This is a genomic window from Ensifer sp. R1-3 (assembly GCF_056739175.1).
In genome coordinates, this window is the sequence record NZ_CP096519.1 from 102,462 (window position 1) to 114,950 (window position 12,489).

At 60.1% G+C, this 12,489-nt stretch carries 12 protein-coding genes; 4 read left to right on the forward strand and 8 right to left on the reverse strand.

Translation table 11 applies throughout. The features are described from left to right. Position 1 precedes the first annotated feature (1 nt). Positions 2–1,132, forward strand: coding sequence for an alcohol dehydrogenase family protein (locus M1D43_RS32100; protein ID WP_498815213.1), 1,131 nt, complete (start codon positions 2–4; stop codon positions 1,130–1,132). A gap of 353 nt (positions 1,133–1,485) precedes the next feature. Here the strand turns inward: M1D43_RS32100 and stc4 are convergent, their stop codons facing one another. Together stc4 and M1D43_RS32110 are read right to left on the reverse strand one after the other, a co-directional pair. Continuing rightward, the gene (gene stc4, locus M1D43_RS32105) at positions 1,486–2,547 is read right to left on the reverse strand and encodes a stachydrine N-demethylase reductase subunit Stc4 (protein ID WP_498815098.1); all 1,062 of its coding nucleotides are present in this window, start codon (positions 2,545–2,547) and stop codon (positions 1,486–1,488) included. 4 nt (positions 2,548–2,551) lie between these two features. Continuing rightward, entirely contained in the window at positions 2,552–3,790 is a 1,239-nt protein-coding gene (locus tag M1D43_RS32110; protein ID WP_498815099.1) for an aromatic ring-hydroxylating oxygenase subunit alpha, read from the reverse strand. 149 nt (positions 3,791–3,939) lie between these two features. Between M1D43_RS32110 and M1D43_RS32115 the strand changes: the two genes are divergently transcribed. Continuing rightward, complete coding sequence (locus M1D43_RS32115) at positions 3,940–4,818, forward strand: LysR family transcriptional regulator (RefSeq protein ID WP_498815100.1); 879 nt, start codon at positions 3,940–3,942, stop codon at positions 4,816–4,818. A gap of 56 nt (positions 4,819–4,874) precedes the next feature. On the opposite strand, the gene M1D43_RS32120 is transcribed toward M1D43_RS32115, so the two are convergent. From M1D43_RS32120 to M1D43_RS32145, 6 genes are all read right to left on the reverse strand, one after another. Beyond that, complete coding sequence (locus tag M1D43_RS32120) at positions 4,875–5,921, reverse strand: GlxA family transcriptional regulator (RefSeq protein ID WP_498815102.1); 1,047 nt, start codon at positions 5,919–5,921, stop codon at positions 4,875–4,877. Between the two features lie 82 nt (positions 5,922–6,003). Then, on the reverse strand, positions 6,004–6,234 hold the full coding sequence (locus M1D43_RS32125; RefSeq protein WP_498815103.1) for a hypothetical protein: 231 nt from the start codon (positions 6,232–6,234) through the stop codon (positions 6,004–6,006). Between the two features lie 449 nt (positions 6,235–6,683). Next, positions 6,684–7,634: a GlxA family transcriptional regulator gene (locus M1D43_RS32130; RefSeq protein ID WP_498815104.1), complete on the reverse strand. Its 951-nt coding sequence runs from the start codon at positions 7,632–7,634 to the stop codon at positions 6,684–6,686. A 51-nt stretch (positions 7,635–7,685) separates the two neighbouring features. Beyond that, positions 7,686–8,672: a glycine betaine/L-proline ABC transporter substrate-binding protein ProX gene (gene proX / locus M1D43_RS32135; protein WP_498815106.1), complete on the reverse strand. Its 987-nt coding sequence runs from the start codon at positions 8,670–8,672 to the stop codon at positions 7,686–7,688. A 38-nt stretch (positions 8,673–8,710) separates the two neighbouring features. Beyond that, positions 8,711–9,652, reverse strand: coding sequence for an ABC transporter permease (locus M1D43_RS32140; RefSeq protein ID WP_498815107.1), 942 nt, complete (start codon positions 9,650–9,652; stop codon positions 8,711–8,713). Then, complete coding sequence (locus M1D43_RS32145; RefSeq protein ID WP_498815108.1) at positions 9,652–10,737, reverse strand: quaternary amine ABC transporter ATP-binding protein; 1,086 nt, start codon at positions 10,735–10,737, stop codon at positions 9,652–9,654. Before M1D43_RS32145 ends, M1D43_RS32140 begins: the two co-directional genes overlap by 1 nt. 129 nt (positions 10,738–10,866) lie before the next feature. On the opposite strand from M1D43_RS32145, the gene M1D43_RS32150 reads away from it, so the two are divergent. Together M1D43_RS32150 and M1D43_RS32155 are read left to right on the forward strand one after the other, a co-directional pair. Continuing rightward, positions 10,867–11,574 carry a GntR family transcriptional regulator gene (locus M1D43_RS32150; RefSeq protein WP_498815110.1) on the forward strand — a complete coding sequence of 236 codons (708 nt, stop codon included), beginning with the start codon at positions 10,867–10,869 and terminating at the stop codon, positions 11,572–11,574. Between the two features lie 9 nt (positions 11,575–11,583). Next, positions 11,584–12,489 (forward strand): dihydrodipicolinate synthase family protein, encoded by a 906-nt coding sequence (locus M1D43_RS32155; RefSeq protein WP_498815111.1) that lies wholly within the window; start codon positions 11,584–11,586, stop codon positions 12,487–12,489.

Consider the following 12,489-nt stretch of genomic DNA (forward strand, 5'->3'; position numbering starts at 1 on the left):
AATGAATAAGCTTGGTAAAGCGGGTGCACTCAGCAGCAAATCCGAAATTCCCACCACTATGAAGGGCGTGGTTCTGGTTGGCCATGGTGGTTTTGACAAGCTAGAATTCCGCACCGACCTCCCGGTACCGACACCTGCAGCCGGCGAAGTGCTGATCCGCGTTTCTGCCGCAAGCGTCAACAATACGGATATCAACACCCGCATCGGCTGGTATTCGAAGGCGGTTAGAAGCGGGACCGATTCCGGTGCGAGACAGGGCTTTGATTCTGCCCAGGATGATGACGCAAGCTGGTCAGGCGTTCCGCTTGTGTTTCCGCGCATTCAGGGTGCTGATTGCTGTGGCCGTATCGCGGCCGTCGGCGACGGCGTAAGTCCTGATCGCATTGGCGAGCGGGTCATCGTCCGAAACCTTCTCCGCACCTATGTTAATTACCGGCCCTTTGAATGCTGGACATTCGGCTCGGAATGCGACGGCGGCTTCGCCCAGTACACCAAGGCACCGTCGCGTGAGACGTTCAAGGTCGATTGCGACTGGAGCGATAATGAACTCGCGACCATGCCTTGTGCCTATTCCACGGCTGAAGGACTGCTGCATCGGGCGAGCGTACAGGCTGGAGAGCATGTCGTTATTACCGGCGCTTCTGGCGGTGTCGGCTCCGCAGCCGTCCAACTGGCCAAGCGGCGCGGTGCCTTTGTGACTGCGATTGCAGGACGTGAGAAAGCACAGCTGCTGCTGGACCTCGGCGCGGATCGGGTCGTTGTGCGTGACGAAGACCTGGTCGCCAAGCTTGGCAAGGAGACGGTGGATGTCGCGATCGATGTTGCGGCTGGCCCAGGCTTTCCGGCTTTGCTGAATGTTCTCAAGAAGGGTGGCCGTTATGCTGTTGCTGGCGCGATCGCGGGCCCACTTGTCGAACTCGATGTTCGTACCCTTTACCTGAAGGACCTGACCTTCTTCGGCTGCACTTTCCAGGAGGACATAGTCTTCGAAAACCTCGTCTCCTATATCGAGCGTGGGGAAGTCCGTCCCATCGTGGCGAAGACCTATCCGCTGGAGGAGCTTGCCAAGGCCCAGCAGGAGTTCCTGTCGAAATCGGTCGTCGGCAAGATCGTGCTGGAAATCCCTGGCTGATGCTTCTCACCGCGCGCCGGTAAGCCGCGCACTGATTGAGAAGCATAATTGACGCGGGCCCAGCGCAGGCGGTCCTCAACCTCATGCCCCAAGGCCATGAACCCACAAGCGCGGAAAGCCCTCTGCAGCCGCTCGTGTTTGCCGGGTGACGGCGACGATTTGGATGCGAAAATCTCCGCAGTAGTCCGAGCTGTCAATTTCTGGCAGTCCTTGCAATCGCAGACCGACACTTCGTCGGCATCGAGAGCCTCGTATGTCACGCAGCCGCAATGGCATTTGGCGCTGGCACGCATGAGACATCCGTCTCGTTTGGAACGCCGCTCCAACCCAATCTATTTTAGGGGCCGCCTTGCCTATGCTTCGACCGCTACACGGCCCAGGGGCTTGGAGCAGCAAGCGAGGATGAATCCTTCGTCCACGTCCTCATCCGTGATGCCGCCATTGTGCACCATATGGACCTGGCCTTCTGTCTTGCGCACCTTGCACGTGCCGCAGATCCCCATCGAGCAGCCCGACGGGATCACCAGCCCTGCAGCCTTTGCCGCCGCCAGTATCGTGTCCGTCTCGCTGCATCTGGTCGTGACGCCGGAGAGGGCGAAGGCGATCTCGGCATGGTTCTGCTCATCGGGGATCACATCCTCGGGGACGTCTTCGGCATGCCCCGGCTCCGCCGTGAAGCTCTCCTGATGGTAGCGGCTCATATCGTAGCCAAGTCCGGCAAGCGCCTCGCGGACGGCCCGCATAAAGGGCTCCGGACCGCAGCAGAACACTTCGCGCTCGAGATAATCCTGCGCCATCAGGCCGAGCATGATCTGATTGAACATGCCCCGGTAGCCGGTCCAGGGCCGGAACGGGTCTGGCTCTTCGACCACCCATTTCAGGTCGATGCCGACGATGCGCGACGCCATGAGTTCCATGCTGTCGCGCAGAATGATCTCCGAGGGTCGGCGCGCGCAATTGATGAAGACAATGTCCGGCTCGCGTCCGGAATCGTAGAGCCAGGTGGTCATCGCCACCATCGGGGTGATGCCCGAGCCGGCCGAGATGAACAGGTATTTATCAGCCGGGTGATGCACGATCGAGAATTTTCCCGCCGGCCCGATAGCCCTGATGCGCATGCCCTTATGCAGATTGTCCAGCATCCAGCGTGTGCCGGTGGACCCGTCCTGCGCTTTGACCGTGATCGTCAGTGCGGTTGGCCGCGAGGGTGCAGAAGAGATGGTATAGGTGCGATAGAGCGGTCCCCCCGGCGCGCGCAGTTCCAGAGTGACGAACTGCCCCGGATCATGGTTGAACAGCGCCCCGGAAGGACTTTGAAAGCTGAAGGTCACCACATTGGGAGCTTCCGGCGTGCGCGTGACGCATTCAAGCGGCTCGGCATCACTCCAGAAACTGAGCTGCTTGAACTGGGTCATCTGCTCACTCCGCAGCCACTTGACGCGGCGCAAGGGCGCGCTCCAGCCAGGCCGCATACCAGTCGACGAACTGCATGACGCCGCTTTCCTGACCCGGTGAATAGGGACCGGGCACGTAAGCCGGAGAGAGGATCCCTTGCTGGTTCGTTTCGACGATCTCGCGATCTTCGTCATTGGTGGCGATCCAGACCTCCGTCAGGCGCTTGAGGTCGTAGTCGACTCCTTCGACCGCATCCTTGTGTACGAGCCAGGTCGTCGTGACCTCGGTTTCGGTCGGACTGATCGGCATAACCCTGAAGGTGAGTGAGTGATCCGGCAGGAAGTGGTTCCACGTCGACGGATAGTGGAACATCAGGAGCGTGCCGGCATCCGGCGGGGCAACCCGGCCCAGATGCCGGGAAACAGCGGCCTTGCCGTCCATCGTATAGCTCAACGCCTTTTCCTGCAGTGGCATACGTGCGAGGCGATACTGACCGTCGCCAGCAAGGACGAATTGCGCCGGTGTGCCGGCGGCTTCGCAACGGTCGAAATGCGCCTGCAGCTTCTTAGATACTCCGCCATCGGCCTGAACACCGGCAACTTCCGGGTCGAGCGGGAAGGAGCGGCAGAGTGCCGGATGGTTGCTGCTGCAATGATAGCACTCGCGGTTGTTCTCCCAGACCAGCTTCCAATTACCTTTCTCGATGATCGTAGAGGTGAACGCGACCTTGGCATCCTTGAGGTCGTGAACCTCCAGGTATGGGCGCGCCAGCTGTGCGAATGTTTGGAAATCCGGCGGCGTATCGGAAAGACAGATATAGATCAGGCCGTCGAGATTGCGCAGGTTGACGGGTTTCAGGCCGTATTTCGACGCATCGAAATCGGGACCCATATCGTTCGCCCAGATCAATTTGCCGTCAAGCTCATAGGTCCATTGGTGATAGGGACAGACGAGCTTTGCCACCTGCCCCTGGCGCGCCTTGCAGATCAACGACCCGCGGTGGCGACAGGAATTGTGAAAAGCACGGATCTCACCGTCGCGGCCACGGACGATGACGACTTCATAAGCGCCCACGCGCAAGGTGACATAGCTGCCCGTCTTGGCAAGCTGACAGGCCGGGACGGCAAAGAGCCATTCCCTATAGAAGAGGTGCTGCAGGTCGAGCTCGTAGACCTCGGACGACGTATAGAAGGGCTGTTCCAGGCTGCACCCCGGGACACGGCGGGCAAGAAACTGATGAATGGAAGTCCGGTTGGCTGTCATGGGTGATTCCCGCGAGCAAGGGGGTTCAATTCAGATCAATTATTCTTGCCAACAGCCCCACGTGGCAATAGCATTAAAATTCACTTCGAATTAGGTGAAGTAATCTTACGCCTGCCAACTCAGACCGAAGCATACCGTGCGGGTCCCCGATGCAACGCCCCTATGAATTCTCTTCGATGACCGCCCTCGTCTGCTTCGAGGCGGCGGCGCGAAACGCGAGCTTCAAGAAAGCCGCTCAAGAGTTGAACGTGACGCCGGCGGCCGTCAGCCACCAGATCAAGGCGCTGGAGATGGACCTGAAATGCAGCCTGTTCCTGCGCCACCACCGCGGTGTCGAGCTGACCGAGAAGGGAGCGCTCCTCTTCGTGGTGGTTCAACGCGGCTTCGAGACGATCTCGGAGACCATTACCCAGATCCGCGAGCGGCCGGAGACCGTCGACGTGACCATCGGCGCGACCACGGCATTCAGTTCATTATGGCTGACACCGAAGATTTCGGCCTTCTGGAAGATTCATCCTGCCATCACCGTGTCACAGGTCGTCAGTGACGTGCCCGGAATGACCGGCCGATGCGATCTGACCGTTCACTACGGTAACCCGCAGGAGAACGGCGTAGAGTGCCGGAAACTCTTTCAGGACCACATCGTGGCGCTGGGTACGAGACGCTTTGCCGCCGAGCACAGCATCGCGCGGCTCGAGGATCTTCTCAAAGCACCCTTGATCCATTCCAGCAGCAAGGAGACCGGCTGGACCAGCTGGCATGATTGGTTTGCCGCATTCGGATGGCCCGCACCGAAGGGCCGCAGCTTCTACGTCAACAACTACATGATCGCGCTTCAGGCGGCTCAAGATGATGTCGGGGCAGTGCTTGGGTGGGACGGGCTCATCGGAAGCCTCCTAGACGAAGGACGGCTGGTGAAGCTCGTGCAGGAGAGCATCCCCTCACCCGTTCCCTTTCATCTGAGGATTCACCCGCGTGCAACGGCAAAGGCGCGGCTGTTCGCGGATTGGCTTGTAAAAAGCGCCTGACGGGGGGGACAGTGCTCCCGCTGACTCAAGCAATTCCGGGCCGCGTCGATGCACACTCATTGGATGATCGATACCTTTCGCTCGCTTGCGGCTGAATCTCTGACTTCCGCCGGAGTTCGCCCGTAGGCCCGCCTGAACTCCTTTGTAAAATGCGACGTGTTGACGAAACCAACATCGAGCGCGACCTCGATGATGGGCTTCTTACTCGTCATCAGGATCTGCCTTGCACGATCCAGGCGAAGACGCCGGAAGGCCAGAGCGGGAGACATCTGCGTCTTTTCAGTGAACAACCGCTCAAGCTGGCGCCTTGAGAGCCCCACCGAGGCGGCAAGCTCCTCGATCGTCATCCCACCTTCGAGATGCTGCTCCATATTGATCAGAACGGCGGCGACCCGACGGTCGCTCACATAGTCGCGCAGCGGCTGGCGCGTCTGGATGTCGAACTGCGATCGTGCCTTTTCGATCTGGAGCACTTCCAGCGCGTTGCGCTCGGCATCCGCACTGATGTGCCGCCTCACCAAGGCGGCCGCGATGTCGGCAGCGCTGCTACCTCCGGCGCAAGAACCGCGCTTGCGGTCCAGATTGAATAGCCGGTCCGGCCGGACTTCGTGATCGGGAAAGCGTTCGCGAAACTCGTGGTAGTGAAGCCAGCTGACGCAGCTCTGGTGTTCCTTCATCAAGCCTGCTTCCGCGAGGATGAAAGATCCGGTGCAAAGTCCGATCAATGGGACCTTTTTTGAAGCAGCCTCTTTCAGGAAGCGGATCGTTTCTTGGTCAACCGGTTCCTTGACACTGAGAAGCCCGCCGATAACGGCAATGTAATCGAAACGGCCGGGATCAACGAAGTCGGACGTCGGAGCGACCTGGACGCCGCAACTCGACGTGATCAGGTGTCTGGTGCTGCCGAGCACCTGCCAGTCGGCGAGGACGCGCCCAGACCGGTCGAGTTGGTCGCTTGCAAGCCGGAGGGTGTCGACGAACAATGCGAAGGCCGACAGCGTGAACGCCCGAGACAGGACAAACCCGATTCTCAGCCGCGCCGATGGGCTTTTGGCTGGCGCTGACGAAGGGCCACTTCCCCTTCCCGGGCTTTCATTCGACATCTGAGATACCCTTTTTCGCGTTTGATCTACTTCGCACGCCGACGGAAAGCTGAGCTTCGCCGTCCGCCCGCCGTCGGCGGTCCTAACCTGGCCCGTGACGAGGGAGGCTTCGTTCGAGGTCACCCAGGCGACGAGGCTCGCCACCGCTTCGGCCTGCCAGCTCGCCCGACGCGGCGCCTACATTGTTGACGAGAACGTCGAGCCGTCCGGCATGACCCACCGCCTCCGCTGCCGTGGCCGCGCTTGCCGGCATGGCGAGATCGGCGGCAACACCTTCGAATTCCCGGTCGTCACCTCGTCGCGCCGTGAACACGTGCGCTCCTTCACCGCGGAGTCTGCGGGGCGATCGCTTGCCCGATGCGTCCGCCCGCCCATCACTAGAGCAACCTTTCCATCAAACCGGGTCATCCTACCCGCTTTCCTCCGTTGGCCTCGACCAGCGAACCGCACATGTAGCGCGCGGCGTCCGAGGCGAGAACATGAGACATCCACAATGTCCTTTGGCTCCGCGATGCGTTGTTAACAAAGATGTCGAGCCCGCCGAGCGCCTCGAACGCGGGCTGTCGCTGACCTTCGGCCTTGCGCAGGTCTCCGGCGACGCACGAGTAACCTCCAGGCGCGGCAAACGTCCCTTGTCCACGACGGCGAAAATCGCGCCTTCGGCGCGAAGCTGGCGCACCACCGCGGCGCCGATTGCGCCGGCGGCACCCGTTACAAGCGCCGCCTTTCCACCAAACCGTCCCATTAGTTCCTTCCAGTTTCCTAGGTGAAAATGGATCGTTGGTTGACCGGCGATTTGCCGAAGTGATCACGGTAAACCCGTGAGAAATGCGATGTCGACGTGAAGCCGCAGGCCATGGCGATCTCAGTGATCGCCTGCTCGGACTGCACGATGAGGTTTCGCGCCCGCTGCAGGCGCGCTTCTAGAATGTAGCGCTTCGGCGTGATGTTCAGGTATCGGCCGAATAGCCGTTCAAGCTGACGGGTGGAAATGCCGAGGTTTTTCGCAAGCTCGAAGCTGGAAAGCGGCGTCTCCAGATTCTCCTCAATCAACCGGATCGCCTGGCCGAGGCGGCTGTTGCGGATACCGTAGCGCGAGCGGGCCGAAACCCTCTGGGTCGCGCTTGCCTCGCGCACCCCGGTATAGACCATCTGATCTGCCACCGCGGCGGCAAGGTCGCTGCCGTGGTCACGGGAGATGATATGGAGCATCAGATCCGCCACGGCCGCACCGCCCGACGCCGTGACGAACTTTTCGTCGGCGACGAAGACCGATTTCGTGAGGTTCACGTCGGGATAAATCTCCGCGAAGAGATCATGGTATTCCCAATGAACCGCGGCGCGACGTCCGTCGAGGAACCCAGCCTCCGCCAGGACGTAGGCGCCGGAGCAGATGGCGCCGATCGAAACGCCCCTCGCCCGCTCCGAACGAAGATAGTTCAGGAGCGGCTGGGTGACGTGATGTTGCACGTTGATACCGGAAACGACGAACAGTTTCTCGCCCCGCTCCAGCGGCGTCAGCCCGCGGTTGACGAGGGTGACCGCCTGGTTCGAGCAGGCGGCGGACTGGCCATCCACGGACGCCAGTTGCCAACGATAAAGCTCACGACCGGAAACGAGGTTGGCAATCCGCAACGGCTCCAGCGCGCAGGCGAAAGCCAGATGCGAAAATTCCTCGACCAGGAGAAAAACGAAGTCAGATGATTGACTCATGAATGACACCCGGCAATTTGCGGGACGCCGGAAGACGCCCCGCTCGTGAGATCACTTCGCTGCGTCGCGGGCTGCTGCCAGCCAGCTGTCGTAGGTTGCCTGGTTTGCCTTGATCCAGGTATCGACATGGCGGTCGATATCGGCGGACGTCTTCTCGCCATCGGTGATCAGCTTGTTTTCAGCAGAGATGTCGTTGATGTTGAGCTTCGCGACCTCGAACAGCTTCTTGGCTGCCGGATTTGCGGCAAGGAAGTCATTGCAGGCGACCACGCCGATGTTATCGACGGCAAAGCCCAGGTTCTTCCCATTGAACTCGGTATTCAGCTTCGCGCCGTCAGGGAGCGAGGTATAGGGAACGCTTAGCCATTCCACATCCTTGCCGGGAACGAGAACCCCGGAAACCCAATAGGGTGTCCAAGTGTAGTAGAGCACAGGCTTTCCAGTCTTAAAGCGGGCGATCGTGTCGGCCATCATCGCCTGATAGGAACCCTGGTTGTGCGTCACCGTATCGCGCAGCTTGTACTCGTCGAGCTCATGCTCGATAACGCGTTCGCAGCCCCATCCCGGGATACAGCCTGCCAGATCCGCCTTGCCGTCGCCATCAGAATCGAACTTCGCGGCAATGGCCGGATCCTTGAGCTGGCTCAGATCCTGGACGCCTGAGTCGTAGGTCGCCTTGTCGATCAGGTAACCCTGGAGAGCACCTTCGATATAGGTACCGACCCTGCTCATCACCTTTTCGCCGCCAGCTTCATCGAAAAAGCCCTTGTGCAATGTCTCCCAGCTGACCGCCGTGAAATCGGCGTCACCTGAGCCGATCGCCACGTGAATGGTCTGGTATTCCGCCTCATTCGGCTGCGCGATTTTGTAGCCAAGATCCTCGAGCGCACGGAACAGAATCCGATGCTGGAAAAACTCCTCGATCTGGGTGGGCAGCATCGGGCGCACGGTGACGCCCTCACCCGGCTTGTCATTGGCAAGCACCGGCTGAACCATGAGTGCCAGCGCGAATGCCCCTGCAGTCAACAGTCGTTTCATTTTCTTACTCCCAATTGATGTTAGTTCCCGATGACGACTTATTTCTTCCGGTCTATCAGTTGCGCGACGAGGCCGATCGGGCCAGTCCGCCACCAATTTCTGTGTCCTTTCTCGCGGCCCGAGCGACCGAGGCCCTGGGTGATGCGGTCGAGTACGATGGCCAGCATCACAATGCCGAGGCCGCCGACGATCGCCTTGCCGGCATCGAGCCGGCCCATGGCGCGCAAGACTTCGTTGCCGAGACCGCGGACCGAGATCATCGAGGCGATGACCACCATCGACAGCGACAGCATGATTGTCTGATTGAGGCCGGCGAAAATCGTCGGCGTCGCCATCGGCAGTTCCACCTTGAACATGATCTGCCAAGGCGTGGCGCCGAATGCCCGGGCAGCTTCGACCACGCTCTGATTGACCGAGCGAATGCCGAGCGACGTGAGACGGATAAGTGGCGCAAGCGCGAAAACGATCGTAACGATGACGCCGGCGACATTGCCGATACCCAACAGCATCACGACCGGGACGAGATAGACGAAAGCGGGGATCGTCTGCATCGTATCGAGGATCGGCCGGAGCACGGCCTCGAACCGGTCGCTCTTGCCGGCGAGGATCCCCAGCGGCAATCCTATGATCACGGCAAGGATGACGGCCGCGACCACGATCGCCAGAGTCGTCATCGCCAGCGGCCATGCCTCCGGCGACAGCAGCCCGAGGACCGCAAGCGCGGCGGCGACATAGACGGCGGTGCGCCGGCCGGCCGCCTGCCAGGCGATCAGCACGATGGTAAGCAGCATGATGAGGGGAGGCACGGCGAGAAATGCCCGCTCGATGCTCTGGATCAAGCTGTCGAAGAAGAACTTGAAGGGCTGGATCGCTTCGCGGTGCTCGATAGCCCATTGCTTGATGCCATCAGAGTGTTCGGCGATACCGAGGTCGATGCTCTCGAACGGATTAAGCCAGTTGAAGCTCTTTTCATCGGCCATCAGTATGTTCCCCGCTCAGTGGAATTGGCTTCACCCCGTCCCTGGATACCCCTCAGCAAGGCATCCTTCGTGACGACGCCGACAACCATCTCGGCGTCCTTTACCAAGACGGGGTCATTAGTGCCGATCGAGAGGTCCACCAGCGCATTGAGCTTGTCGTCCGGCCGGGCGACAGGCCAGTTCGACATCTCATGATCCGGGTGGGCCTGGCGATATTGCTCGAGCGGCTGCATAACCTTCGCCGCGGTGACGAGATCGAGCTTGGAGATGCCGCCCACGAAATCGGCGACGTAATCGTCCGCGGGATTCGTCACGATCTCCTCCGGCGTGCCGACCTGCACCAGAACGCCATCCTTCATGATCGCGATACGGTCTCCGATCCGGATTGCTTCATCGAGATCGTGCGTGATGAAGACGGTCGTCTTGTGGAGCTCTGACGAGAGTTGCATGAACGTGCCCTGCAATTGATGCCGGATCAGCGGATCGAGGGCGGAAAACGGCTCGTCCATCAAGAGGATCGAGGGATTGGCGGCAATTGCGCGGGCAAGGCCGACGCGCTGCTGCATGCCTCCCGAAAGTTCGTCAGGGTATTTGAGGTCCCAGCCCGTGAGTTCCACAGCTTCAATGGCCTCGCCGGCAATCTTGTGGCGTTTTTCCTCCGGCATGCCTCGCACCTCGAGCGCGAAGGCAACGTTGTCGCGGACATTCCGGTGCGGCATCAATGCCATGCTCTGGAAGACCATGCCGATCTTCTCGGCGCGAACCGCGCGCAGCTCTTTGGCGCCCATCTCGTTGACATTGCGTCCCTCGATGTAGACGGCGCCCTGCGTCGGCTCGATGAGCCGGTTTATGTGCCGGATCAACGTCGACTTGCCGGATCCCGACAGGCCCATGATGCAGAAGATTTCGCCCTTCGCGACTGAGAACGTCGCGTCGCGCACGCCCACGACGCAGTCGAGCTTCTCGCGAATGTCCTTTTTCGTGAGGCCGTCCTCGTGAATGGCGCGGATGGCCCCCTTCGGGTTGACACCGAAAACCTTCCAGATCCCTTCGCAGCGGATCACTGGGTCCTGATGATTGGCCATTCACTTTCCCCTGTTCGGCTTTTCGTTTTTCTTTTTACAACATATATTTTCAATGTAGACAATATGTCTTCTGCTACGCTACAAAGATAATCAAATAAGGTTGCGGCACATAAACAGCGAGGAAGCACTATGAGCGGCGACGCAAAACGTAATAAATTGAAGTGCTTGGAAGATCTAAAGAGGCGGATCCTGACGGAAGTGCTCGAGCCCGGGATCTATCTCGACGAGGTGGACTTGGCAGAAGAATACGGGATCTCACGGCCGCCGCTGCGTGAAGTGCTACGCCAACTGGCCGGGGAAGGATATGTGGTGCTGCATGAGAACCGCGGCACGCAGGTCTCTCCGATGACCCACAAGACGCTGCGCAACTTCTTCATCGTTGCGCCGATGGTCTACGCCGCCGTTGGGCGCCTAGCCGCGCAGAACGCAACCCGAACTCAGATCATGCGGCTCAAGGACGCGCAGCTTCTCTTTCGCGCCGCCATTCGGGACGGCGATGGTGAGCAGCGGGCCCTGACCAATGAGCGTTTCCACTCGATCATGGGGGAAATGGCGGACAACGAATTCCTGATGCCGAGCCTCCGGCGCCTGCTCATCGACCACACCCGGATCGGCATGATCTTCTACAGCCCGCGGAACACGGAGATGGCCGATCAGCGTGCAACCGCAGCCGACCAGCACGATGAATTCATCGCACTCATCGAGGCGGGGGACGCTGACGGCTGCGCGGATCTCGCGATCGCGCATTGGGAGCTTTCGCGGGTCCAGATCGAGAGCTTCGTCACGCCGGGAAGCATCTTTGCGCCCCTCGGTCGTGTACCCAACAGCGTAGGTTAGGAGGATTCCATGAATTTTGACGGCATCTATACGCCCGTCATAACACCCCATCGCGACGACGGTTCGGTCGATCGGGAGGCGTTCGCACGAATGATCGAGCACCTGATTGCATCCGGTGTTCACGGCCTCATCAACGGTGGCTCGACCGGGGAGTATTACGCGCAGTCGATGGACGAGCGCGTGGAGATGGCGAAATACGCAAAGGACGTCATCGGAGACCGCGTTCCGCTTGTCGTCGGCACCGTTGCCATCCGCCTGGAAGACTCCATCACGATGGCGGAGACGGCGGCAAAGATCGGTGCCGCCGCTATTCTTGTTGGGTCTCCGCCCTACTCGGTTCCAACGGAGCGGGAAAATGCGTTGCATGCGCTCGCCATCGACCGGGCGGCCAATCTGCCAATCATGCTCTACAACTATCCCGGCCGCATGGGCATCAATATGGGTGAGGAGTTCCTCGACCGGGTCGGCCGCAGTCGGAATTTTTACGCGGTCAAGGAAAGCTCAGGCGACATCAATCGCGTTCACCTGCTTGCCCGCGACTATCCGCACATCCAGATGTCCTGCGGCATGGATGACCAGGCGCTGGAGTTCTTCGCCTGGGGTGCGCGCAGCTGGGTCTGCGGCGGCTCCAACTTCCTGCCGGAGGAACACATCGCCCTTTACAACGCTTGTGTCGTCGAGGGCAATTTTGCGAAAGGCAGGCGGATCATGTCGGCGATGATGCCGCTCATGCGTGTCCTCGAACAGGGCGGCAAATTCATCCAGTGCATTAAATACGGCTGCGAGATGAACGGCTTCGTCGCCGGTCCGCCGCGCCCGCCGCTGAAGGCCCTCAACAAGGATGACATGCGGCAACTGGAACAGGTAGTGCGCGTCCTAAAGTGCACGATTGAGCAGATCGAAGCGGAGGCATGA

What these genes read in the sequence shown, in the direction of transcription:
- M1D43_RS32140 (WP_498815107.1), bottom strand. Translation starts at nt 9,652, where the DNA reads ATGGCCGATGAAAAGAGCTTCAACTGGCTTAATCCGTTCGAGAGCATC.
- M1D43_RS32100 (WP_498815213.1), top strand. Translation starts at nt 2, where the DNA reads ATGAATAAGCTTGGTAAAGCGGGTGCACTCAGCAGCAAATCCGAAATT.
- M1D43_RS32130 (WP_498815104.1), bottom strand. Translation starts at nt 7,634, where the DNA reads ATGAGTCAATCATCTGACTTCGTTTTTCTCCTGGTCGAGGAATTTTCG.
- stc4 (WP_498815098.1), bottom strand. Translation starts at nt 2,547, where the DNA reads ATGACCCAGTTCAAGCAGCTCAGTTTCTGGAGTGATGCCGAGCCGCTT.
- M1D43_RS32145 (WP_498815108.1), bottom strand. Translation starts at nt 10,737, where the DNA reads ATGGCCAATCATCAGGACCCAGTGATCCGCTGCGAAGGGATCTGGAAG.
- M1D43_RS32110 (WP_498815099.1), bottom strand. Translation starts at nt 3,790, where the DNA reads ATGACAGCCAACCGGACTTCCATTCATCAGTTTCTTGCCCGCCGTGTC.
- M1D43_RS32120 (WP_498815102.1), bottom strand. Translation starts at nt 5,921, where the DNA reads ATGTCGAATGAAAGCCCGGGAAGGGGAAGTGGCCCTTCGTCAGCGCCA.
- proX (WP_498815106.1), bottom strand. Translation starts at nt 8,672, where the DNA reads ATGAAACGACTGTTGACTGCAGGGGCATTCGCGCTGGCACTCATGGTT.
- M1D43_RS32115 (WP_498815100.1), top strand. Translation starts at nt 3,940, where the DNA reads ATGCAACGCCCCTATGAATTCTCTTCGATGACCGCCCTCGTCTGCTTC.
- M1D43_RS32155 (WP_498815111.1), top strand. Translation starts at nt 11,584, where the DNA reads ATGAATTTTGACGGCATCTATACGCCCGTCATAACACCCCATCGCGAC.
- M1D43_RS32150 (WP_498815110.1), top strand. Translation starts at nt 10,867, where the DNA reads ATGAGCGGCGACGCAAAACGTAATAAATTGAAGTGCTTGGAAGATCTA.